The sequence below is a fragment of the Lactobacillus fornicalis genome (assembly GCF_055362665.1).
Map to the genome: position 1 here is coordinate 1 of NZ_JBLTIM010000007.1, position 23562 is coordinate 23562.

Sequence of the window (23562 nt, forward strand, 5' to 3'; positions counted from 1 at the left end):
TTCGAATCTGGCAACCGGAGTAATGGAGTGTTGTCCGAGTGGCTGAAGGAGCATGATTGGAAATCATGTATACGGGCTTTAACCTGTATCGAGGGTTCAAATCCCTCACACTCCGTTAACTTGAAAGCGAATAAAGTTTTAAAAAAAGACTTGTCAATTATCAATAAATTTGGTATATTAATATTCGTGCTCGAGAGATCTGGCCCGTTGGTCAAGTGGTTAAGACACCGCCCTTTCACGGCGGTAACATGAGTTCAAATCTCGTACGGGTCATTTATGGAGGATTAGCTCAGCTGGGAGAGCATCTGCCTTACAAGCAGGAGGTCACAGGTTCGAGCCCTGTATCCTCCATAGTTCCTAAAGAGAACCACCATTTAGGTGGTTCTTTTTTTATACCTTAGGAACAAATTGTTAAATTTATCAGATCGGTTCAAGTCCTGATAGGATTCGTTATACGAAGATGCCTTGTAACCGAATAGCTTGTCTATAGGGGGACATTATGGAAAAACGTTTATTTACTTCAGAGTCAGTTTCAGAAGGACATCCAGATAAAATTGCTGATCAAATTTCTGATGCTGTTTTAGATGCCATTTTAAAAGAAGATCCAAATGGTCGTGTTGCTTGTGAAACTATTGTAACTACTGGTATGGTTTTTGTTTTTGGTGAAATCTCCACTTCTGCATATGTTGATATTCAGAGTGTTGTACGCCAAACAATTTTAGATATTGGTTACAATGATCCAAGTCTTGGATTTGATGGTAATAATTGTGCTGTTATGGTTGATATTGATGAACAATCCCCAGATATTGCTGAAGGGGTCGATCATTCTATTGAAACTAGAGATAGCAAAGATTCTGATATCTTGGATAAAATTGGCGCAGGTGATCAGGGGCTAATGTTTGGTTACGCAATTGATGAGACACCTGAATTGATGCCATTGCCAATTTCTTTAGCTCACCGATTAATGAGAAAGGTTGCGGAACTTAGAAAAAATCATATTCTTGACTGGCTTAGACCAGATAGTAAAGCTCAAGTTACTGTTGAATATGACGAAAATGATCAACCTAAGCGAGTAGATACTGTTGTTATTTCTACTCAAACTGATGCTGAAGTTTCAAATGAAGAAATTAAGCGTGCAATGATTGAAGATGTAATTAAAGTAGTTATTCCTGAAAAGTTACTTGATAGCGATACAAGATATTTAATTAATCCATCTGGCCGATTTGTTATTGGAGGTCCTAAGGGAGATTCTGGTTTAACTGGTAGAAAGATAATTGTTGATACATATGGTGGATATGCACGTCATGGTGGTGGTGCTTTTTCTGGTAAAGATGCGACTAAAGTGGATCGTAGTGCTAGTTACGCAGCTAGATATGTTGCCAAAAACATTGTGGCGGCTGGACTTGCCAAAAAATGTGAAGTTCAATTAGCTTATGCCATCGGAGTAGCCCACCCTGTTTCTGTTCGAATTGATACAGAAGGAACTGGTAAAGTAGCAAATGATGTTTTAGTAAAGGCTGTTAGGGCAGTATTCGATTTAAGACCTGCAGGAATTATTGAAATGCTTAATTTAAGACGCCCGATTTACCGTCAAACTGCTGCTTATGGACATTTCGGCAGAACTGATATTGATTTACCTTGGGAAAGAACCGATAAAACCCAAGCTCTTTTAGACTTTATTAAAGAAAATTAGAAGGTCAAATAAATGGGAAAAAGAAGAATTGCGATTGTCACTTTTGCTATCTTTTTGACTACTTTTATGAGTGCAGTTGAGGGGACTATTGTTTCAACTGCTATGCCAACCATTGTTTCTGATTTAGATGGACTAGAAATTATGAACTGGGTTGTTTCAACCTTTTTGTTAATGACTGCAATTTCAACTCCATTATATGGTAAAATGGCTGACCGTTTTGGAAGAAAACCAGTATTTTTATTTGGAATTTTTGTTTTTGTACTTGGCTCTTGTTTATGTGGGCTTTCACAAAATATGCTCCAATTGATTATTTTTAGAGTTGTTCAAGGGTTAGGTTCTGGTGCGATTCAGCCAGTTGCAATTACAATGCTTGCTGACATGTATCCCCTAAATAAACGTGCCAAAATGATAGGTCTAAATTCAAGTTTTTGGGGATTAGCATCAGTAATTGCCCCACTACTTGGAGGATTTATTGTTCAACATCTTACTTGGCATTGGGTATTTTATATTAATTTACCTTTTGGAATTTTGGCATTTTTATTAATTAGCTTCTTCTTTAAAGAAGAAATTACTCCTAAAGAAGGAAAATTGGATCTTCAAGGGACAATTTTTTTAGTTAGCTTTTTATTAGCATTTATGCTCTTTTTACAAGGGCTAAGTGAAAAGTATTCAATCTTAATCTTAGGGATTTTAATAGTTTTAAGTTGTGCATCTTTGGTACTTTTTAAGAAAGCTGAGCAAAAGGCAGCCGATCCACTTATGCCACTTGAAATGTTTAGAAATAAAGAGTTTGTTGCTCAAAATGCAATCACTTTACTTATTATGGGAGTAGTAATAGGCTTAGAGTTTTATTTACCAACGTGGATGCAAGGTATAAATGGATTATCAGCATCTATTGCAGGTTTTGCAGTAACACCTAGTGCGCTTATGTGGGTGGTTGGCTCATTTGTTGTAGGTAATTTAATGACCAAATTAGGTTCTAAAAAGTTAATTGCATATTCAATAGTACTTTTACTTATAGCAAATTTAAGTTTGATAATAATACCAAGATATACTCCATTTTGGGTATTTTGTACTATTACTTTTTTCCATGGTCTAACATTTGGTGCAATTACTACAACTACCCAAGTTAAAAGTCAGGTAATTGTTGGTAAAGAGAATATAGGAGTGGCTACTGCTTTTAATACTCTTATGAAATATTTAGGTCAAACTATTATGGTTTCAATTTATGGAATTGTCTTTAATAGTGTAATGGCTAATAAGTTGGCTCAATATCCCAAATTAAATATGTCGATGATGAATAAGGTGGTTAACTCACAAAAGGTACATCAGTTGGCAAGTAATTTAATACCAGACTTGCGAAATGTTTTACATATCAGCTTGCAGAGTGTTTATATTACGAGTTTTATTGTGATTATATTAGCATTAATAATTAATCAAACTTATAGAGAGAAATAACAAAAAAGGTGTGTGATTTGATTAATCACGCACCTTTTTTTGTTGAGTAATTTTAGTTCTAAATATTAATAATCCTAACAAGAAGAAAGTTATTGCTTCAATAAATCCACCGACTACATCACTTGGATAATGAACGTGGACATAAATACGACTCATTCCAATAATGAAAGGAAGTATTGGGAGAGTGATTAATAATAATCGCTTCAATATACCTTTTTTCATTAACACGATGACAACTACTATCAAAACTAGGCAGATTGACATACTTCCAGCTGAGTGTCCACTAGGAAATGAATAACCAGTTGCCTTTACTAAATGTGGAACTGTTGGACGTGGACGCTGGACAATATGCTTTAATAGCCAATTATTTCCATTAGCAGTTACCATTACAAAAGTACTAAAACTTGCTAATGCATATTTCTTTTTAAAAAGTAAAAATATTACTAAGACTACGGTGTATCCAATGACTACAGGAGTATTAGCTAGAACTGTTAAATGCTTCAAAATAAATAATTCAGTTTTGTTTTGATTAGCAATTAAACTTATAAATAGTTTGTCGAACCCTTTAATAAAACTTGCTTGATAAGCAACACTGAATACCCAAAATACATAAAAAGCACAAGAAAAGAGGGTTAAGATGCTAAAACGAATAAGATTATTTTTTTCTTTCATATCAATATTCACCTTTGTTAAAATTAAGCTTATGTGGTAAATTATAATTATTGTCAATAAGATAATAAAGGGTAAGGAGTAGTAAAAATTAACTGCTTGTTTAGAGAAAAGTCGGTTGGTGAAAGACTTTAAGTAGGATTTTGAACTCGCCTTTTTACGAGCCCGTAGTTTGGTATCGCTTTAAGATACTATTGAGTGTCATGTTTATTCATGGAACTTAGGTGGTACCGCGATGTTTCGTCCTATGATTTTTTCATAGGACTTTTTTATTTAGGAGGTATTTATGTATAACCACAAAGTAGTTGAAAAGAAGTGGCAAAAGTATTGGGCAGAACATAATACTTTTAAAACCGGCACAGATCCAAAGAAGAAAAATTATTATGCCTTGGATATGTTCCCATTTCCATCTGGTAAAGGACTTCACGTAGGTCACCCAGAAGGATATACTGCAACTGATATTGTTTCAAGAATGAAGCGCGCACAAGGCTACAACGTGCTTCACCCAATGGGGTGGGATGCATTTGGGTTGCCAACTGAACAATATGCTTTAAAGACTGGACAAGACCCAGCAGTTGTAACTGATGAAAATATTGCTAACTTTAAGAAACAACTTAATATGTTGGGCTTTTCTTATGATTGGGACCGTGAAGTTAAGACTAGTGATCCTAATTACTATAAGTGGACTCAATGGGTTTTTGAACAAATGTATAAGATGGGACTTGCTTATGAAGCAGAAGTTCCAGTTAACTGGTCTCCAGATTTAGGGACAGTTGTAGCTAACGAAGAAATCGTTGATGGCAAAACTGAACGTGGTGGTTATCCAGTATACCGTCGTAATATGCGCCAATGGATGCTTAAAATGACAGCTTATGCTGATAGACTTTTAGAAGACTTAGATGAGTTAGATTGGCCAGAACCAGTTAAGGAAATGCAAAGAAACTGGATTGGTCGGTCTGAAGGAGCTCAAGTTCGTTTTAAGATTAAAGATAGCGATAAGAACTTTGAAGTATATACTACCCGTCCAGACACTTTATATGGCGTTTGTTACACTGTATTAGCTCCAGAAAATCCACTTGTTAAGGAAATTACCACTCCTGAACAAAAAGCGGCTGTTGAAGCTTATATCAAAGAAGTTGAATCTAAGTCAGATCTTGAAAGAACTGATTTGAACAAGGATAAGACCGGTGTATTTACCGGAGCATTTGCAATTAACCCTGTAAATGGTGAAGAAGTACCAGTTTGGATTGGGGATTATGTTTTAGCAAGCTATGGTACTGGTGCTGTTATGGCAGTTCCAGCTCATGACCAAAGAGATTATGAATTTGCTAAAAAGCATGATTTACCAATTAAACGTGTTATTGAAGGTGGCGACTTGGATAAAGAAGCCTTTGTCGATGATGGTGTACACGTAAATAGTGATATCTTAAATGGCTTGAATATTGAAGATGCTAAGAAGAAGATTATTGCCTACCTTGAAGAACATAACTTAGGTGAAGCTAAAGTTAATTACAAACTTCGTGACTGGGACTTCAGTCGTCAAAGATACTGGGGTGAACCAATTCCAGTAATTCACTGGGAAGATGGTGAAACTACTTTAGTTCCTGAAGATGAGTTACCATTAGTATTGCCACATGCCACTGATATCAAGCCAAGTGGAACTCCGGAAAGTCCTCTTGCTAACTTAACTGATTGGGTAAATGTTGTTGATGAAAATGGTCGAAAAGGTAAGCGCGAAACTAATACTATGCCTAATTGGGCTGGATCTTCATGGTATTACTTACGTTATGTCGATCCACACAACAATGAAAAGTTAGGTGACTATGAATTATTTAAGAAGTGGTTACCAGTTGACTTATACATTGGTGGTGCAGAACATGCTGTGCGTCACTTGTTATACGCTAGATTTTGGCACAAGGTTCTTTATGATTTGGGTGTTGTGCCAACTAAAGAACCATTCCAACGTCTATACAATCAAGGTTTAATCTTGAAAGATCATGATAAGATGAGCAAATCAAAGGGTAACGTTGTTAACCCTGATGAAGTAATTGAAGAATATGGTGCTGATTCACTTAGAACTTACGAAATGTTTATGGGGCCATTAGATGCTTCAATTGATTGGGATGATAATGGTCCAGCTTCAACTAAAAAGTTCTTAGACCGGGTATGGCGTTTATTTGTAAATGATTTAGACTTAGATCCAATTGTTAGCGATAAAGTAGTTGAAGAAAATGATGGCAGTTTAGACAAGATATACAACCAAACTGTTAAGAAAGTTACCGAAGACTTCGAAAGCTTACACTTTAATACTGCTATTTCACAAATGATGGTCTTTGTAAATGAAGCACAAAAGGCTAAAACAATCCCTATGGAATATGCAGAAGGCTTTGTAAAATTGCTTGCACCTGTTGCTCCTCATATGATGGAAGAAATTTGGCAAGTTTTGGGTCACAACGAAAGTATCTCTTATGCTGAATGGCCAAAATTTGATCCAGAAAAATTAGTTGAATCAACAGTTGAAATTATGGTTCAAGTTAACGGTAAGTTACGTGGTAAGTTTTCAGCAGCAAAAGATGCAGCAAAAGATGAACTTGAAAAAGCTGCTATGGCAGATCACCATGTTCCAAAATTCCTTGAAGGTAAGGATGTAAAGAAGGTTATTGTAATTCCAAACAAGATTGTTAATATTGTGGCTAAATAGGTTAATTTTTTCCTAAATAGAGCTAATTCTATTAGATTGTATTTTTTAGATAGTAGAATTAATACATAACATTCTTGAATGGGAAAAAGTATGAAAAATAAAAATATAGAAAATAAAGATTCTCAGGCCCAACTTTTAAAAGGCTCTGCTTGGATGACAGCTGGTTCGATTCTTTCACGAATTTTAGGTGCATTATACATTATTCCTTGGTATGCATGGATGGGGAAAGATGGTAATTTAGCTAATGCCATAACTGCACAAAGCTATAATATTTATAGTTTATTTATAATAGTTTCAACTGCAGGTATTCCTGGTGCAGTTGCCAAGCAAATAGCCAAATATAATGCTTTAAATGAGTATGGCGTATCTCGTAAATTATTTCATCGTGGCTTGCTCTTAATGATTGGCTTTGGAATTGTTTGTGCGGGCTTAATGTTTGGACTGGCTCCAATATTAGCTGGACAAGATCCAAGACAAATTCCTGTGTTAAAAAGCTTATCTTATGCAATATTAATTATTCCTTTAATGAGTATCATGCGTGGGTATTTTCAAGGGTTTAATGATATGATGCCGAGTGCTTTATCGCAGTTTATTGAACAGCTTGCTCGAGTGGCATGGATGCTTATGACTGCATATGTCATTATGAAGATGCAAGACGGAAATTATTTGCGAGCAGTTACCCAATCTAATTTAGCTGCGGCAATTGGTGCGATGTTTGGAATTTTACTTTTGGTTTACTATTATCAAAAGCAAAAAAGAGAAATGGATGATTTGGTTGAAAATTCTAATAATGAACTTCAAGTTTCGACTAATAGCTTATTATTAGAAATAGTACAACAATCTATTCCTTTTATTATTATTGATTCAGGAATTAACATTTTTCAGTTAGTGGATCAATATACATTCCATCCAATCATGGCTAGCTTTGTACATGCTAGTTTTGACCAAATTGAAAGTATGTATGCTTTGTTTGGACTAAATGCTAATAAGCTGATTATGATTATTGTCTCTTTGTCAACAGCAATGGCAGTTACTGCAATACCACTTTTATCAGGTGCTAGAGCAAGAAGAGACTATCAGGATATTCGGAAACAAATTGAAAACACATTAGAGTTATTCTTTTTCTTTATGATTCCATCTGCTTTCGGGATGGCAGCTATTAGTACTCCAATTTATACTATCTTTTATGGTTTTGATCCTGTGGGTAGCAACGTGTTATTCATTGCATCATTTACAGCTATCATTTTAGGACTATTTACTGTTTTGATGGCTGTTCAACAAGGATTATCAGAAAACATACTCGCCATAAAATATTTAGTAGTTGGCTTAATTATTAAATGTATCATCCAATATCCACTTATCCGCTTGTTCCAGATTAATGGGCCATTACTTGCGACTGATTTAGCTTTTATGTTTACAATTTTGCTTTCATTGAAGCATTTAAAAGTAGCCTTTCATTTCAACTTTAAAAGAACGAAGCGTCGCTTTATTGGAATCGTAAGTTTTTCAGCAATAATGTTTATAGTAATTTTTGCTTTACAGTTTATTCTGGGAAGATTCATTCCGGCTGATCGCCGAGTTACTGCAATGATTCTGGTTGGAATTTGTGTTGGAGTTGGAATTCTAGTTTATGCGTTCTTAGCTTTAATTAGCGGATTAGCGCATAGTATTTTAGGACCTAAAATTAGCAAATTAGAAAGAAAATTACATATCAATTACTATAATCCTAAACACTAAAAGCCTGCCTAAGTGCGGGCTTTTTTTGTAAGTTAATAGAAAAGAGTAATTAATGATGAAGAAAATACTAAAGATATTCTACTGTATAGTAGCTTGTTTAACTTTGACGGCTTGCTCTTCAACAAAAAAAGCAGAAAAAAGCGCTAGTAGCGTACCTGCTACAAATGCTAAACAAGCTGATAAAAGAGTAGTTACTTTCTTTTTTCATGGTTGGGGTTCAAGCATTAATGCTGAAAAGCAGATGGTAAATGCGGCTAAAAAAGCTGGTGTTACTAAAGATGTCTTGACTGTAATAGTTGATTCAAATGGAGTAGCTCATATTCAAAATGCTATTTCTAAGCAAGCAAAAAATCCAATTGTAAAAGTTGGATATTTGGATAACGAAAATACTAATTATCATACAGATGCTAAGTATGCTTATGCAGCGATTATGGCTGTACAAAAGCAATATCATTATAAGAAAATGAATTTAGTAGGCCATTCAATGGGAAATATGAGTATTATGTACTTGTTGATGGATTATGGAAAAAGAAAAAGTTTGCCTAAGTTGGAAAAACAGGTAGATATAGCAGGCCATTTCAATGGGATTATTGCCTATGATAAAACCTCTTATACTACCTTGAATCATGATGGTAAGCCTGAACAAATGAATAATATTTACAAGGAATTGCTAAAGATGAGATCTCTATATCCTAAAGGGGTATCAGTTTTAAATATTTATGGTAATTTAAATGATGGAAGTAATTCTGATGGTATAGTATCAAATGTATCTTCACGCTCACTCAAGTATTTAATTGCACCTCATGTTAAATCCTATACAGAAAAAGAAATTTTAGGGAAAATGGGTCAACATAGTAAGCTTCATGAAAATAAACAAGTAGATCAGGTGTTGATTAAGTTTTTATGGAATAAATAATTGATTGCATACTAAAAGGGATGATGTTTTTACGCATCATCCCTTTTACGCATCCTTTAAGCATTCTTTTCAGGTAAAACCTTATTCATAATAATTGCAATAATAGCACCAATTGCTACAGGGGAGTCAAATAAGAACTTTAAAAATTGAGGAAGATGTGTTGTTGCTGAACTAGGTAAGAAAATTAGTGCTAAAGCAAATACAAGTGGGATACCAACAACATACATTTCACGTTCGTTAAAATCATAATTCTTAATAACTCTAAAACCACTTAACATAATAATGATAGTTACAATGGCAAATACGCCACCAATAACAGCAGCTGGAATAGCATTGATTAAAGCGGAGAGTTTTCCAATGAAAGACAGAATAACAAACCAAACACCAGCAAAAACGAACACTTTTCTACTTGCTACTCCAGTAATTGAAATAACACCGGCATTTGTAGAGTAACCAGTAACTGGTGTAGCACCACCAAGTGCTGCTAAAATACAACCTACACCTTCACCAATAACTCCATGGTTAATTTGCTTATCAGAAAGTGGTTCATCAATAACTGAGCTTACTGCAAACCAAGTCCCGGTAGTTTCTGCAAGAAGAACCATATAAATGATTAACATGGTGAGAATTGTGGACCAAGAAAAACTTAAATGATAATTAATAAAGGCAATATGAGGGATGCTAAATAATGGTGCTGAACTAACTGAAGATAAATTTAAAACGCCCATAAATGAAGCAAAAACACAACCAACAAATAAAGCGATAATAACTGAAGCAATTCTGAAGAATTTACCCCATTTTGGTAAATAATCGGAAATCATGGAACAGAAGATTAAGGTAATACCAGTAATAATTGCTAAAGTAATATTTTGACTTAGAGAAGGACCATTTTTTGTCACGGTATAAATATTGTCTTTTAAAGCGGAAGGAATTAAGCTAAGTCCTACAATTGTAATGATTGTTCCACTGACTAGTGGAGGAATAAAAGTTTTAACTATCCACTGGTAAACACCTAAAAAACCAAAAAGAGTAACAATAATAGCACCTACTAAACATGCCCCTAGAACGCTACCCATTTTTCCACTTGTACCTAGATAAATTCCAATTATAGCTCCAATTGGAACAAACGATGGACCTTGACATACTGGAAGTTTCATAAAGAACAACACTTGTACAAGTGTTGCCAATCCTGCACCTAAAAATGTTGATTGAATTAACCCAGAAGCATCGCTACTAGAAAGTGCTAAGCTAGTCGCAATAATAAATGGAGGAACATAAACATCCATTGCTAGGACGTGCTGCAATCCTAAAATAATTGCTTGAGAGGTTGGAACATTTTGATCTGGACCGATGGTTAAATTACCGTTTTTGTTTGCCATTTTTTACTCCTTATAGTTGATTTTGATATACCTTTTTTCCTTGAACAAAAACTGCTTTAATTGATGGTGAATTTGTTAAATATAGTGCTTTTTGCCATAAACTATCTTGATTATCAAAGCCACCATAAGTTGGCAAGGTTGATAAATCAATAACTTGAGCATCAAAAGAATAGTCCTTTTTAAATAATCCTAGTTTTAGTTTTAAAGCTTGACCACCTCCGACTGTTGCGTGCCAAAAGGCTTTAGCGAGAGTGATGCGACTATTTGCTTTACCACGTTTTTCACTAGGTAAGGAACTGTCGACACCATCTTCTAACAATCTTGATACAATGACTGCTTGGCGTAAGTTGTCATAAATACTTGGACTAAATCCTCCAGAAATGTCGGACCCTAAACCGATATTTATTCCTAACCGTTGGAATTTTGCTACAGGTAACACACTATTAGCAAAATAGGCGTTAGAAATTGGACAATGAGCAATTGAGGTACCTGTTTCAGCGAAAATATTTGCTCCAGTGGTATCTAATTTTACACAGTGTGCCATAATACTTCTTGGACCTAATAAGCCAAAGCTTTTAAGCATTTCTGCATCACTTTTTCCAAACCGATTAAAAACATAGCTGTCTTCCCAATCGCTTTCACTACAATGAGATTGAACGTAGTAGTTATGTGTTTGGGCTAATTCTCCTAAATTTTTGAGTGTTGAATCAGTACAACTAGGAATAAAGCGGGGTGTGATGACAGGATAAATTCCTTGCAGGGTATTTTGAGCTAGTTTTTCAACTTCTTTACAAAAATCTTCTGTTTCTAACAAAGCAGCTTGACTACTTTCATCACGATAATAGTCAGGTGTTTGATCGGGATTATCCATTACCACTTTTCCGACAAATGCTCGCTGTCCTTTCTTTGCACAAATTTTTGCTAAGCTAAGACTTGTATTTTTATTAGCTGAGGCAAAATAGAGTGCAGTAGTTGTCCCATGAGCTAAAAGAGTATCAACCAAGTTGTTATAAACTTCTTTTGAAAATTCGGGATTTGAGTATTTAGACTCAAGAGGGAAAGTACAGTTGTCAAGCCAATCATAAAGAGGACTATCAAGCGCCACACCAGCTTGTGGCCATTGTGGGGCATGGATGTGTAAATCTATAAAGCCTGGTAATATCAACTTACTATCATCAAAAGCTATTAATCTTTCTTCCTTTTTTGCTTGTTTAAGCTTTTCTTGATAGGTTGCGTCAGTGGGTTTAAGTAAAAACTGAATGATTCCACTTCTATCTAAACCAATTAATGCATGATTTGTGAACTCCACTTTGCCATATTCGGGAGGATGGCAAATATTTGCTAGTATATATTTGCTTATGTTCATATTTGCTCTTTTTTTTAATAACTTATAGGTGTATTATACATTTAATTTAGGACTAAATACAAACCATTTTTAATTAAAGTAAATATAATATACGTGATTAATGAGGAAGAATCATATTGTAATTTCTTTTCAGTTTGATTACTCAAAAGATTTCCTTGCTATAAATCGGTATAATGGTATATACTGAAACACTTGGCTTTTGGTGGAGGAATAGTAATGAAAAAAGCAAAATTTAAGCTAGATAAAACTTTTATAATTGGATTACTTGCGATAGTAGTTGTTCTAGTTATAGGAACGGTATATATTGTTAAGACTAACGATATATCATCGGAAAATTCGAAGACTTTACAAACGACAAAGGTTAGCAATAACACAAAAAAAGTGGCTCCATCGGCAAAGGATAATGTAAAAAATCAACATTTAATAATTAATGTAGATGATAATGTAGAAAATGTTACGATCAATAATGTAAATACCTTAGTTAATAAAAATAATACTGATTTGAAAAAACTTAATTGCTATCAATTTGGTGTATGTGTTGTAAGTTTTGTAAGTAAAAGTATCCATAATCCTAATTATTTAGCACTTTGGAATAATGCTCTTAAAAACAAGCAATTTAATATTAATCTTGTTTCAAGTAGTAACGGTATCTCAGCTTTTATGAATAAAGGAACTGTCTATAAAGTTAAAGTAGACGATAGAGAAGTGTATTATTCAATAGATAAGAATAAGAATGTGCATTTTTATGATGGATCCAATATGTCATCTCTTATTGAAATTGGCTCAGCTAAATTAGGACAGATTATATTTGTCGTTAATCGACCTCAAAACCAATCAGAAGTAAAACACGTAATTAAATATGTTAACGTAAATAGCACTAATTAATGAATGTCCAATTTTATTTTGCATTTAATAATAGTAAAATATCTATAAAAAATAATAGGACTATTGTTTAGTTCAAGGTGGGACTGGAGGATTTTTTATGACGGATGCGAGAGTAGTAAAAACAAAGCAAAAACTTTATCGGGCAATGGGGGAATTACTTGATGAAAAAAGCTTTGATGAAATTACTGTGATTGATCTAGCTCAACAGGCACATACGACTAGAAAAACCTTTTATAGTCATTATCAAGATAAGATTGAATTAATTGAAGAATACGAAAATCAAATTTTTGATGAACTTTCAAAATTACAGGCCCACTATAAGTTTTTAGATAAAAATTATATTACAACTTACTTTAGACATATTGGTAATCAAGACTTATTATTAAAAGGACTTCTTTCATATAATGGTTCTCTTGAAATTCAAAACCTTTTTAAAGAGGGAATGTATCAAGAGGCGCAAAAGTTATTGTCTTTAAAAATTAAGGATAAGACTAAATTGAATTATGCAGCGTTGATTTTTGCTAATGGCTTATTTGGAGTAACTCAATATTGGCTAATGAATGGCAAAAAAGAAAGTCCAGAAGAAATGGCTGATATTATTATTCATTTAGGGTTGTTACCAGGTGCAATTTTTGAAGAAAATCATCGTAATTAATTTAAAATATTTTGAATTAGTTAAGCTTGTGTTGAGATTTAATACAGAGTCTTATATCATATACTAATAAATTAGTTAAGATAAGCAGCATTGAAGGTTATTTAAATGAATTTTGAGATTATCCCTGTTGAAAAAAGTGAACGAGCGTTACATTATTTAGTAAATTTATCATGTGATGCCTTTAAGGCCACTTTTTCTCCATATTATGATAAAGGAGAAATAGAGGCGTACCTTGATTTAGCTTATAATCCTGCTATTTTGAGGAAGGAGCTTTCATCTGAAAGTTCAAGATTTTACTTTATTGAAGTTGATGGCGAAAAAGCAGGATATTTCAAGGTGAACTGGGATAAATCAGTAACTAATGAAAAGTACCTTCACGATTTTGAACTTCAAAGATTATATTTATTGCCTAAATATCAAAAGCAAGGCTTAGGTCAAAAAGCAATGGACTTTGTACTAAATTTGGCTCAAAAACTTGAAAAACAAACAGTCTGGTTAGAAGTTTGGGAAGGAAATAAAGTAGCATTGAATTTCTTTAAAGAAAATAATTTTGTTGCCGTTAGTAATAATGCTTTCCCTTTAGGACACTATGCGCAAACTGTTAAAGTATTAAAAAAAGATTTATAGTCGCTCGTTTGAGCGATTTTTTTATTTGTTATAATAAGGCTATGCAAAGGAGAAAAGAAAATGGATTTTTATTCGCTTGATTATATTCAAAACCAAGAAAGTTTTAATTCGACCTTGATTATGGGATCAATTGTTGTTTCAATTATCCTCCTTATTTGGGCAGTCATTTTTTATTTTCGGCATAACTACGATATAAAATATCGCGATTTTGCAATTATTTTTGGCTTATTTATTTCTATTCAGGTTTTTCGGCAAGTTGAAAATTATAATCAGTCTAGGCAACAAGGTAATAAGACCTCACAAATGGCTCCATTTATTAAATCGGTTGCTAGAGAAAATAACGTTAAAACTAAGAACGTATATGTTAATTCTTCACAACTTGCTGATGGAATTATTGTTAAGATCCAAGATCGTTTTTATCGTGTAACATTATCTTCTGATGCAGCAAGTTATAGTTTGGTTAGAACTCATTTAGTTTCCAAGCAAGTAAAATATCATGATTAGGAGGATAAGATGGACTATACTACAGTTACTTTGAAATTTGCAATCGGTATGCTTTGCCTGATTTTGCAAATTAATTTATTTGGCAAGAAAAATTTAGCACCTTCATCTCCAATTGATCAAATTCAGAATTTTGTTCTTGGTGGAATTATCGGTGGGATTATTTATAACGAATCAATAACTGTAATTCAATTTGTAATTATTTTATTGATTTGGACTTTAATTGTTTTTGTTATTTATGTTTTGAAGGCTCGTTTACGTTTAGCGCGAATTTTAATAGATGGGCAACCGTTTAACATTATCAAAAATGGACAAATTCAAGTAAAAACATGTGTCAAAAATGGTATAACTGCAAATGAAATCATGATGCGCTTACGAGCTAATGGAATTAATGACACTAGCCAAGTGAAAAGCGCTTTTGTTGATGCCAATGGACAATTTGTGGTTATTGAAAATAACGAAAGTAATGTTAAATTCCCAGTAATTAATGATGGGCAAGTAAATCATGATGTTTTGGACTTAATTCATAAAGATGAAAAATGGCTAAATGAGCAGTTGAAACAAAAAGGAATTAATAATGCAGTGGATGTTTATTTAGCTGAATATATTCGAGGGCGTTTACGTATAGTAGGCTACCCTAAATAAAAGGGTCAACCTTTAAAATAAAGGTTGACCTTTTTGCATATTTAAAATTTCATAGCATTTAAAAAATCTTGTATTCTCTGGTTATTATTGTTGAAAAAGTCCTTGCATTCTCCATCAAAAATGACGTGACCTTTTTCTAAAAAAATCACTTTATCAGCTACTTTGCGAGCAAAATCCATATTATGAGTTACAACGATCATTGATTTGCCTTCTAGGGCTAATTTTTGCATTAAGTGTAAAATTTGAGCTTCAAGTTCTGGATCCAGTGCGCTTGTAGGTTCATCAAATAGGATATAACTAGGTTTTAATGCTAAAGCGCGAGCGATTGATACGCGCTGTTGCTGTCCACCGGATAATTCTGATGGATAACGATTTTCATAACCTTCTAATCCGACTTCGGCTAGTAATTTTTTACCTTCTTGGATTGCTTGATCTTTATTTTCATTTTTGGCTTGAGTAGGTCCCTCAATTATATTTTCTAGAATAGTCATGTGAGGAAATAGACTCCAACTTTGGAAAACCATGGCACTTTTTCGACGAAGTTGTAAGATTTCATTATTTGATAAATTTTCATTATAGTTTACTTTTATATCATCTAATTCAATTGTGCCATTTTCAGGTTGGTCTAATAAGTTTATAGAGCGAAGAAGTGTGGATTTCCCGGCACCACTGGGGCCTAAAATAACAGTAGTCTTATTTTTGGGAAAAACAACATTGATATTGTCTAAAATTTTGTTATTTTCATAACTTTTATTTATGTTGGTAAGTTTAAGCATCATTTCACCTCAAAGCGTCTTTCAAGATATAGCTGCAATAAAGAAAGTAAAGAACAGAAAATTGCATAAATAATGGCAACAATTGAATACATAATCATTGGTTGGTAGTTATGAGAAGCAATTTCTTGGCTGACCATAAACATTTCTACTAAGGTAATAGAGCTAGCTAAAGATGTATCTTTTACTAAGCCAATAAATGAATTGGATAAAGGTGGGATTGCAATTCTTACGGCTTGAGGGAAGATAACTCTACTTAAAACTTTTCGATATGTTAAGCCAATAGAATAAGCTGCTTCCCACTGGTCTTGAGGAACTGATGAAATAGAAGCACGAATTGTTTCAGAAGCATATGCCCCAGTGTTCAAAGAGAAGGTTAATATACCGGCAGTCCAGGCTCCCAATTGAATGCCAATACTAGGTAGGCCATAAAAGACTATAAATAGTTGAACTAATAATGGAGTAGAGCGAAATATCCAAACGTAAAAAGTAAAAAAGCCTTTTAGAAGTTGCCAAAGACTTTTCTTTAATGGATTACCTTTTGGAGTAGACATTCGAATTAAAGCGGTGATAGATGCAATTATGATTCCTAATATAAAAGAAATAATTGCAATTGGAATTGTATATTTTAATCCAGCGATTAATATTTCTGGGACACTTGTTTTAATAATTTCCCACATGATTAATCCTTTCTATATATTATTTTTGTATTTAAATAAAATTCAATTACTTTTTGTTAGAAACTCTTTTAACAATCTATCATCTTACTAAAAGTAAGTCAAATATAATGCTAGTAAATTTAAAGTAAAAATATAAATAATAAAAATAAATTAACGATAGATTAAATTACATTTCAACAAGTTAATATCTTTGAAAGCGGTGTCAAAAACGTAGTATACTTAAATTGTGAATGGTTATATTTAAAAACGTGCAAAATATATTTAACTTAACTATTACATATATATTTGTATTATTTATTAAATTATTATTAACGAACCAATATATGTTTTTTGAGGTGGGAGAAATATGAAATTTAGCAATATAAGGAAACGTTTAACTCTTAAATCTGCCAAACAACGGCAAAATTGGTCATTTAGAAAGACAACAATTGGGCTTTGTTCAGTTTTATTGTCAACTACTTTATTATGGGGAATTACTAATATACAGCATAATTCTGTAGTTGTTAGAGCTGAAAATACAGCAAATAGTGAACAATCCTTATTTACAAGTCAGCAAAATATTTCAGGTGCTCAAGGAATTACTAGTTATGTTGGAATTAGTTCAGCAGATGGTAGTTCATTTACTTTAAATGATGGATCAGCTATTTCAATTACTTATCCTACGTTAGATGCTACTTCATCAAGAACTGACTATCTGCCTTTAAGTGATATTACTTTGAGTCCATATGGGACAAAGAACTTTACTTTTTATATTTATAGTAAACAAGATTATGGAAGAACTCTTTCTCAACTAAATTACAATATTACTCAAGGGACTAATACTGTAATTGTAGCGTCTTACTCATCAAAATTAGGTAATGGGATAAATTATAATAATTTCAAAGTTTATCAAGCACCTGAATTAACCGAAGTAGCGAAAAAGGGACTTAATCTTGAACCTGGTGCTAGTTTACCTGATCCATCAACGGTTTTAGCTAATTATAATACTGTTAAAAAAGGTGCAATGAAAATCGAATGGGGAGAGTTAGATACTCAAACTACTGGTCAAAAGACTGCCAAATTAAATATTACCTACAATGGTAGTGGAGCCTGGGGAATGCGTGGTGAAGGTGGTGCAACTTACACCAGAACTTTAGACGTCCCAGTGGCTATTTATTCTGTTAAGGATCCAGTTAAAACACCCGTTCCTAAGGCCTATCAGACAGACTTAACTACAGAATATAAAGAAAAAATCATTGCTGCTATTAAAGAGGCTAATCCTAATGCTCAAGATGTGACAGTTGATTCTAAAGGGAATGCAACTGTTAGTTTCCCTGGAGAAACTAAGGCAGAGGTTACAAGTGATCGTACAATTAAAGATGTTGATAAATCGGAACTTGATGCAGCAATTAAAGATGGAACTACAACTAAAACTCAAGTTGTTTATATTAATGCAGATAGTAGTAAAAAGACTGCATATGACCAAGCTTTAACCGATGGAAAGTCATTATATGATAGTGATACAGCTAGCCAAGATGAAATAGATAGTCAAGTTTCCCAAATTAAAGTAGCTAAAGAGGCTTTAAACGGTAAGGAAACTAATAAAACTGGTCTTGAAGAAGCAATTAAGAAAGCTGAAGAGGAAAAGGGGAAAGAAAGTTACGGAAATGCTTCTAACGCTGCCAAGTCAGCATTGGATTTAGCAATTCAAAAGGCAAAAGATGTGTTAAATGATGAAAATGCTAGCCAAGAAGACGTTGATAAGGCAATTAGTGACTTAAATGATGCAATTAGTGGTTTAAGTAACAGTCAGGCAAAAGATGTGCAAGCTCCAACTAAGACTCCCGTTCCAGAAGCTTATCGTGATAACTTAAACGATGAATATAAGAATCGGATAGTTGAAGCAGTTAAAGAAGCAAATGAAAATGCTGATTTAGTTGTAGTTGATAATTTAGGAAATGTTGTTATTACTTTTAAAGATGGTTCTATTGCTAAACTATCTAAAGATGAAACAGTTAAAGACGTTGATAAAACAGCATTAAATTCTGCATTAAGTGAATATTCAGATACTATTAGAACACCAGAATACTATAATGCCAGTCAAGATGCTAAAGACAATTATGATAAGACAAAAGCAGATGGACAAGAAGCTTCTGCCAGCACAACGGCAAGTCAAGAAATGGTTGATACAGCAACTACAGCTATTACCAATGCTAAAAAAGCACTTGATGGTAAAGTAACTGACAAGCAGCAATTACAAGATTTATATGCAAAAGGCAATTCTACTAAAGAAAGCCAAGTTTATACTAATGGATCTACTGCTGGTCAAAATGCTCTGAAAGAAGCGCTAGCTACTGCACAGCAAGTAATTGATAATGACCAAGCTACTCAAGAAGAAGTAAATGTAGCTGTTAAACAATTACAAGATGCTTTAGATTTATTAGCCAAAAGTCAAGCCTTCTTTGCTAATAACCCAGAAAAAGTAGCTATACCTAAAGCTTATTATCAAAAACAATTAACTCGCAATCTAAAGAGTAAAGTTGAAAATGAGATTAGACAAGCAAATCCAGATGTAGTTGATACAGTTACTGTTAATGATCCAGGTGCTGCAAATGTTGTCTTTAAAGATGGTTCTAAGAAATACTTTGAAAACACAGTAACTACTAAAGAAGTAGATACTTCCAGGCTTAAACAATTGACTGATGAACAAGAGAGTATTCATAAGACTGGCCTATATATTAATGCTAGTGAAGGTGCTCAAAGCAGATATGATAGCACTATTGGGGATGGATTAGATGGCTTGGAAAATCCAACCTTAACCCAAGATCAAGTAGATACCTTAGCTGATGCAATTGAAAATGCCAAATCAATGCTTGATGGTTATGAAACTAATAAACAAGCCTTAAAGGAATTGCTAGATGAAGCTCCAAGCTATAAATTGACCGAACCATATACGACTGCTTCTGATGAAGCTCGTCAGGCTTATGACCAAGCAATTAATGCTGGTAGTGGGGTCTATAATGAAGATACCTTTACTCAAAAAGAAGTCGATACAATGGTTCAGATTATTGAAAAAGCAAAGCGTGATTTACAAGAAAGTTCTGATGAAGCTGCAAGTAAAATTAATCTTTCCATTAATAAAACTCCTGTTGGTGATAAAGAAAGCTTAACTGAAGGTGAAAAAGATAAAGTTAAGGCTGAAGTGCAAAAGGTTAACACAGATCCAGATATTTTAGAAATTACTACTAATAATGATGGTAGTGTAAACGTTAAATTTAAAGATGGTTCGAGTGTTCCAATTGATAGTAGATATACCATAAAAGAGACTGATAAAACTGCTTTAAAGAATGCAATTGATCTTGAAGATTATGTTAAAACTCAACAAACTGTAAATTATAATGGTCAAGACATTAAAATTTATGAATCTGCAACAGCTGTTGCAAGAAAAGAATATGACGATGCAATTGAAGCAGGAAAAGTAGTTTATACCAATGACAAAGCTACACAGGATGAAATTGATGCCGCAACTAAGCGCATTAATGATGCAGTTAAGGGATTAGTAAGCGCCGCAACTAATGCTCAAGTTAACTTTAATTACGGCTTTGGTTTGACTCCGGTAATTAATTTAGATAATGTTTCTGATTCAGAAAAGACAATTATTAAGTCAAAGATCGCTGAAGGTAATAAAGGTGATGATGGTCAAACTTTAGTTGATATTGATGCTACTACAATTGATGCTGAAGGTAGTGCAGTTGTTGCCATGAAAGATGGTTCAAAAGTTCACGTTGATAAGAAGTTTACAGTTAGAGCAGTTAATAAGAGTGTTTTACAAAAAGATATTGAAATTGCTAATGATCTTAAGGGCAATAAAACTGAATATGATAAAGCAACTGATGCAGCAAGAGCAAACTTTGAAGAAAAATTAACTAATGCTAATGCCGCTAATGATAATCCAACTTCACAAGAAGATGTTGATAAAGCAGCTAGTGAACTTGAACAAGCTATGAGTGATTTAATTAAAAGCATTAAAGCCGCTTCAAGTAAAGTAAAGCAGCCAACAACTCAAATTGCCGTAGGACGTGACCGTGAACTATACACTAAAGAAGAGGATAATGAAAAAGGCAAGATTGAAGCAGCTGTAAGAGAAGTAAATCCTAATGCTTCAAGTGTTGAAAGTGATGTTTATGGTAATGTAACTGTTCATTTAAGCGATGGTACAACGGTTGTAATTGATAAGTCTAAGACAACTAAAGATACGACTAAAGATGCCTTAAAAGATGCAATAGCTAATGCCAAAAATGAAGAGGAAAATGGCAATATCTATAAGAATGCTTCGACTCAATCTAAGCAAGACTTTGATACTGCGTTGACTAAAGCACAAGAAGTATTTGATTCGACAAAATCCAGTCAAAAAGAAATTGATGACGCTACTAACTCCTTAAAGACTGCTTTTGAAACCATGGCTGATTCGGTTAAGACGGCTCAAAGTAAAGTTAATAAAGATGTTGAAAGAACTCCAGTTGGTAACAAGACTAACATTACTGAAAAAGAAAGTTTAAGTATTCATGATAAGGTTTTAGCAAAGAATCCAAATACAACAGTAACTGTTGATAATGAAGGAAATGCTACGGTCGAATTTAGTGATGGTTCTAAGGGTTTTGTAAGTAATGATTACACTACAACTAATGTTGATAAGAGCCAACTTCAAGCAAGTTTTGACCAAGCAACTGGAATCAAAGATACTGATACTGTTAATAATGCTTCAACCAATGCTAAAGAGAAATTCAATGAAGCATATAATCAGGCTAAAGAAACTTTAGCTAAAGCGACTGCTACACAAGACGACGTAAATAATACTAAATCCGCTTTAGATGAAGCGATGCAAAACTTATCTAATAGCTTAGCGAGTGCAATTATTGCCCCAGAGAGGGTAGCAGTTCCTAAGGGTATACAAGGTAATATTACTGAAGAATCTGGTTATGTAGCTAAAATTCAAGATGCTATTAAAGTGGCTAATGAAGGTAAAATAGAACAAGTTGCTGTAGCTTCAGATGGCAGTGCAATTATAACCTTTACTGATGGCTCAATCGCTAAATTAACTTCAGGCCAAACTATTAAAGATGTAGATAAGAGTGCCTTGGTAAATGCAGTTAATGAAGCGCCTAGTGTAAAGGGAACAGCAAAATACTACAATGCAGATGCAGCATTGCAAACTGCATATACTGATCAAATCACAGTTGGTCAAACTATGTTAGACCGTGATAGTGATAGCCAAGAAGCAATTAATGAACAAGTATCTAATATTCAGACCGCTAAAAATAATTTAAATGGTATAGATACTAATAAAGAGCAACTTAGAATACTTTACGGAACTGTTGATAGTGTTAAAGCTGGCTCAACTTATGCTAATGCTTCTGCGAAAGCTAAGACTGATTTAGATAGTGCGGCTAATAGAGCTAAAGCTGTTTTAGATAATGATAGTTCTACCCAAAAAGAGGTTGATGATGCTTATGCAGCTTTGGATGAAGCTATTAAAGCATTATCCGATAGTCAAGCTACAAAGATGGGAGCAGTAACTCCAGTTGAAGTCCCCAAGAGTATTCAGAGTAATTTAACTGATGACTTTAAGAGTGAGATTAGGGATGCTGTTAAATCAGCTGATGAAAATGTTGATATTGTTAAGGTTGATAATGAGGGTAATGTTACTGTCATTATGAAAGATGGTTCAACTACTAGTTTAGATAAATCCAAGACTGTAACAGATGTCGACAAATCAGCACTTCGCCCATTGGTAGAAGAAGCAGATACTGTTAAGGCTAGTGCAAAATACTACAATGCTGACGATGAACTTAAAGATGCATATGATACTGCAATTAGTCATGGTAATGATATTTTAACTAGTGATAGTGCAACTAAAGAAGATGTCGCACAAGCAGTAACTGATATTACCAAGGCTAAGAATGCTTTAGATGGTGCTGAAACTAATAAGGACGGCTTGCGTGCTACCTATACTAATGCAACTGAATTAAAGGATGGAGACAGTTACAAGTTAGGGACTGCCGCAGCTAAAGAGGCATTTGACAAGGCATATAGCGATGCTGATAGCATTTTAAAGAAAGACAATGCGACTCAAAAAGAAGTAAATGATGCTAATGATGCCTTGCAAAAAGCCATGGCCGGTTTTGGCGATAGTGAAGCAAGTAAAATTATAATGCCAGAAAAGACTGTTGTACCTGAGTACTATCAAGATAATTTGGAAGATTCAACTAATCCATATGCTCAAAAGATTATTGATGCTATCAAGGCTAAGAACCCAAAGGCTACTGATGATATTACCTTTAGCGGGGATGAAGCAGTAGTTAAGTTTGAAGATGGTTCACAAATTGGTGTGAAGAAGATTAACTTGATTAGTAATGTATCATTTGATACCTTGAAGCCTTTAGTTGATGAAGCTAACGATGTGATGGAAAGCGTTAAATATAAGAATGCTGATAGAGAACTACAAACTGCTTATATTACAACAGTAAATAAAGGTAGTAAAGCTCTGGGTGATACAAAAATTGATCAATCATCTGTTGATACTTTAGTGACTGAAATTAGTAATGCTAAGAATGCATTAAATGGTCAAGAAACAGATAAAAGTGAACTTGAAGCACTTGTTAAAGAGGCACCAGAAGTTAAAGAAGCTAATAAGAATGCCTCAACTAAAGCTAAAGAAGCTTATGATGAAGCAATTCAAGCAGGCCAAGATGTATTAGATAATTCTGATGCCACACAAAGCGAAGTGAATGAAGCTAAAGAAAAGATTGAAGAAGCTAAGAGAAACTTAGCTAACGAAATTAAAACACTAGCTGAAAAGCTTAACGTGGAAGTAACGAAGACAGAAGTAGGAGATAAA

Annotated in this window: 16 protein-coding genes, 3 tRNA genes, 1 riboswitch and 1 other annotated feature; of the genes, 14 read left to right on the forward strand and 5 right to left on the reverse strand. The window is 33.8% G+C overall.

What is annotated here, in order from left to right:
- The first annotated feature begins 24 nt into the window (after positions 1-24).
- The 5 genes from ACNDLV_RS02145 to ACNDLV_RS02165 all read left to right on the forward strand — a co-directional run bounded on the left by ACNDLV_RS02145 (position 25) and on the right by ACNDLV_RS02165 (position 3151).
- Positions 25-115 (forward strand) — tRNA-Ser (locus ACNDLV_RS02145).
- Between the two features lie 86 nt (positions 116-201).
- Positions 202-273, forward strand: a tRNA-Glu gene (locus tag ACNDLV_RS02150).
- Between the two features lie 5 nt (positions 274-278).
- A tRNA-Val gene (locus tag ACNDLV_RS02155) sits at positions 279-351 on the forward strand.
- Between the two features lie 72 nt (positions 352-423).
- Positions 424-502, forward strand: a riboswitch (SMK box riboswitch).
- Complete coding sequence (gene metK, locus ACNDLV_RS02160; protein ID WP_006587146.1) at positions 500-1693, forward strand: methionine adenosyltransferase; 1194 nt, start codon at positions 500-502, stop codon at positions 1691-1693. (Overlaps the previous riboswitch by 3 nt.)
- Positions 1694-1705: 12 nt before the next feature.
- Positions 1706-3151, forward strand: a complete 1446-nt coding sequence (locus tag ACNDLV_RS02165; RefSeq protein WP_006587145.1) for an MDR family MFS transporter — start codon at positions 1706-1708, stop codon at positions 3149-3151.
- 21 nt (positions 3152-3172) lie between these two features.
- On the opposite strand, the gene ACNDLV_RS02170 is transcribed toward ACNDLV_RS02165, so the two are convergent.
- Positions 3173-3823 carry a phosphatase PAP2 family protein gene (locus ACNDLV_RS02170; RefSeq protein ID WP_022091285.1) on the reverse strand — a complete coding sequence of 217 codons (651 nt, stop codon included), beginning with the start codon at positions 3821-3823 and terminating at the stop codon, positions 3173-3175.
- A 64-nt stretch (positions 3824-3887) separates the two neighbouring features.
- Positions 3888-4071 (forward strand) — a binding site (T-box leader).
- 35 nt (positions 4072-4106) lie between these two features.
- Between ACNDLV_RS02170 and leuS the strand changes: the two genes are divergently transcribed.
- The 3 genes from leuS (at position 4107) to ACNDLV_RS02185 (ending at position 9174) form a co-directional block, all read left to right on the forward strand.
- Positions 4107-6521: a leucine--tRNA ligase gene (gene leuS / locus ACNDLV_RS02175; RefSeq protein WP_006587499.1), complete on the forward strand. Its 2415-nt coding sequence runs from the start codon at positions 4107-4109 to the stop codon at positions 6519-6521.
- A gap of 90 nt (positions 6522-6611) precedes the next feature.
- Positions 6612-8258, forward strand: coding sequence for a putative polysaccharide biosynthesis protein (locus ACNDLV_RS02180; protein ID WP_034535771.1), 1647 nt, complete (start codon positions 6612-6614; stop codon positions 8256-8258).
- Positions 8259-8313: 55 nt separating this feature from the next.
- Complete coding sequence (locus tag ACNDLV_RS02185) at positions 8314-9174, forward strand: alpha/beta hydrolase (RefSeq protein WP_006587497.1); 861 nt, start codon at positions 8314-8316, stop codon at positions 9172-9174.
- A gap of 56 nt (positions 9175-9230) precedes the next feature.
- Here ACNDLV_RS02185 and ACNDLV_RS02190 read toward each other — a convergent pair whose 3' ends face one another.
- Positions 9231-10553 (reverse strand): uracil-xanthine permease family protein, encoded by a 1323-nt coding sequence (locus ACNDLV_RS02190; protein WP_006587140.1) that lies wholly within the window; start codon positions 10551-10553, stop codon positions 9231-9233.
- 10 nt (positions 10554-10563) lie between these two features.
- The gene (locus ACNDLV_RS02195) at positions 10564-11919 is read right to left on the reverse strand and encodes an amidohydrolase family protein (RefSeq protein WP_006587496.1); all 1356 of its coding nucleotides are present in this window, start codon (positions 11917-11919) and stop codon (positions 10564-10566) included.
- Between the two features lie 216 nt (positions 11920-12135).
- Between ACNDLV_RS02195 and ACNDLV_RS02200 the strand changes: the two genes are divergently transcribed.
- The 5 genes from ACNDLV_RS02200 to ACNDLV_RS02220 all read left to right on the forward strand — a co-directional run bounded on the left by ACNDLV_RS02200 (position 12136) and on the right by ACNDLV_RS02220 (position 15232).
- Entirely contained in the window at positions 12136-12804 is a 669-nt protein-coding gene (locus ACNDLV_RS02200; protein WP_022091283.1) for a hypothetical protein, read from the forward strand.
- Between the two features lie 97 nt (positions 12805-12901).
- Positions 12902-13459, forward strand: a complete 558-nt coding sequence (locus ACNDLV_RS02205) for a TetR/AcrR family transcriptional regulator (protein WP_006587137.1) — start codon at positions 12902-12904, stop codon at positions 13457-13459.
- A 105-nt stretch (positions 13460-13564) separates the two neighbouring features.
- Complete coding sequence (locus ACNDLV_RS02210) at positions 13565-14086, forward strand: GNAT family N-acetyltransferase (protein WP_006587495.1); 522 nt, start codon at positions 13565-13567, stop codon at positions 14084-14086.
- Positions 14087-14146: 60 nt separating this feature from the next.
- Positions 14147-14590 carry a DUF3290 domain-containing protein gene (locus ACNDLV_RS02215; RefSeq protein ID WP_006587135.1) on the forward strand — a complete coding sequence of 148 codons (444 nt, stop codon included), beginning with the start codon at positions 14147-14149 and terminating at the stop codon, positions 14588-14590.
- A 9-nt stretch (positions 14591-14599) separates the two neighbouring features.
- A complete protein-coding gene (locus ACNDLV_RS02220) occupies positions 14600-15232 on the forward strand; it encodes a DUF421 domain-containing protein (protein ID WP_006587134.1) in 633 nt (210 codons plus the stop codon).
- A 41-nt stretch (positions 15233-15273) separates the two neighbouring features.
- Here ACNDLV_RS02220 and ACNDLV_RS02225 read toward each other — a convergent pair whose 3' ends face one another.
- Both ACNDLV_RS02225 and ACNDLV_RS02230 read right to left on the reverse strand, forming a co-directional pair.
- Positions 15274-16008 carry an amino acid ABC transporter ATP-binding protein gene (locus tag ACNDLV_RS02225; RefSeq protein ID WP_034530317.1) on the reverse strand — a complete coding sequence of 245 codons (735 nt, stop codon included), beginning with the start codon at positions 16006-16008 and terminating at the stop codon, positions 15274-15276.
- Positions 16008-16685 carry an amino acid ABC transporter permease gene (locus tag ACNDLV_RS02230; protein ID WP_006587132.1) on the reverse strand — a complete coding sequence of 226 codons (678 nt, stop codon included), beginning with the start codon at positions 16683-16685 and terminating at the stop codon, positions 16008-16010. Before ACNDLV_RS02230 ends, ACNDLV_RS02225 begins: the two co-directional genes overlap by 1 nt.
- A gap of 346 nt (positions 16686-17031) precedes the next feature.
- Here ACNDLV_RS02230 and ACNDLV_RS02235 point away from each other — a divergent pair.
- Positions 17032-23562: MiiA motif-containing surface protein (locus ACNDLV_RS02235; RefSeq protein ID WP_498882921.1), on the forward strand; the 6531-nt coding region annotated here is incomplete at its 3' end.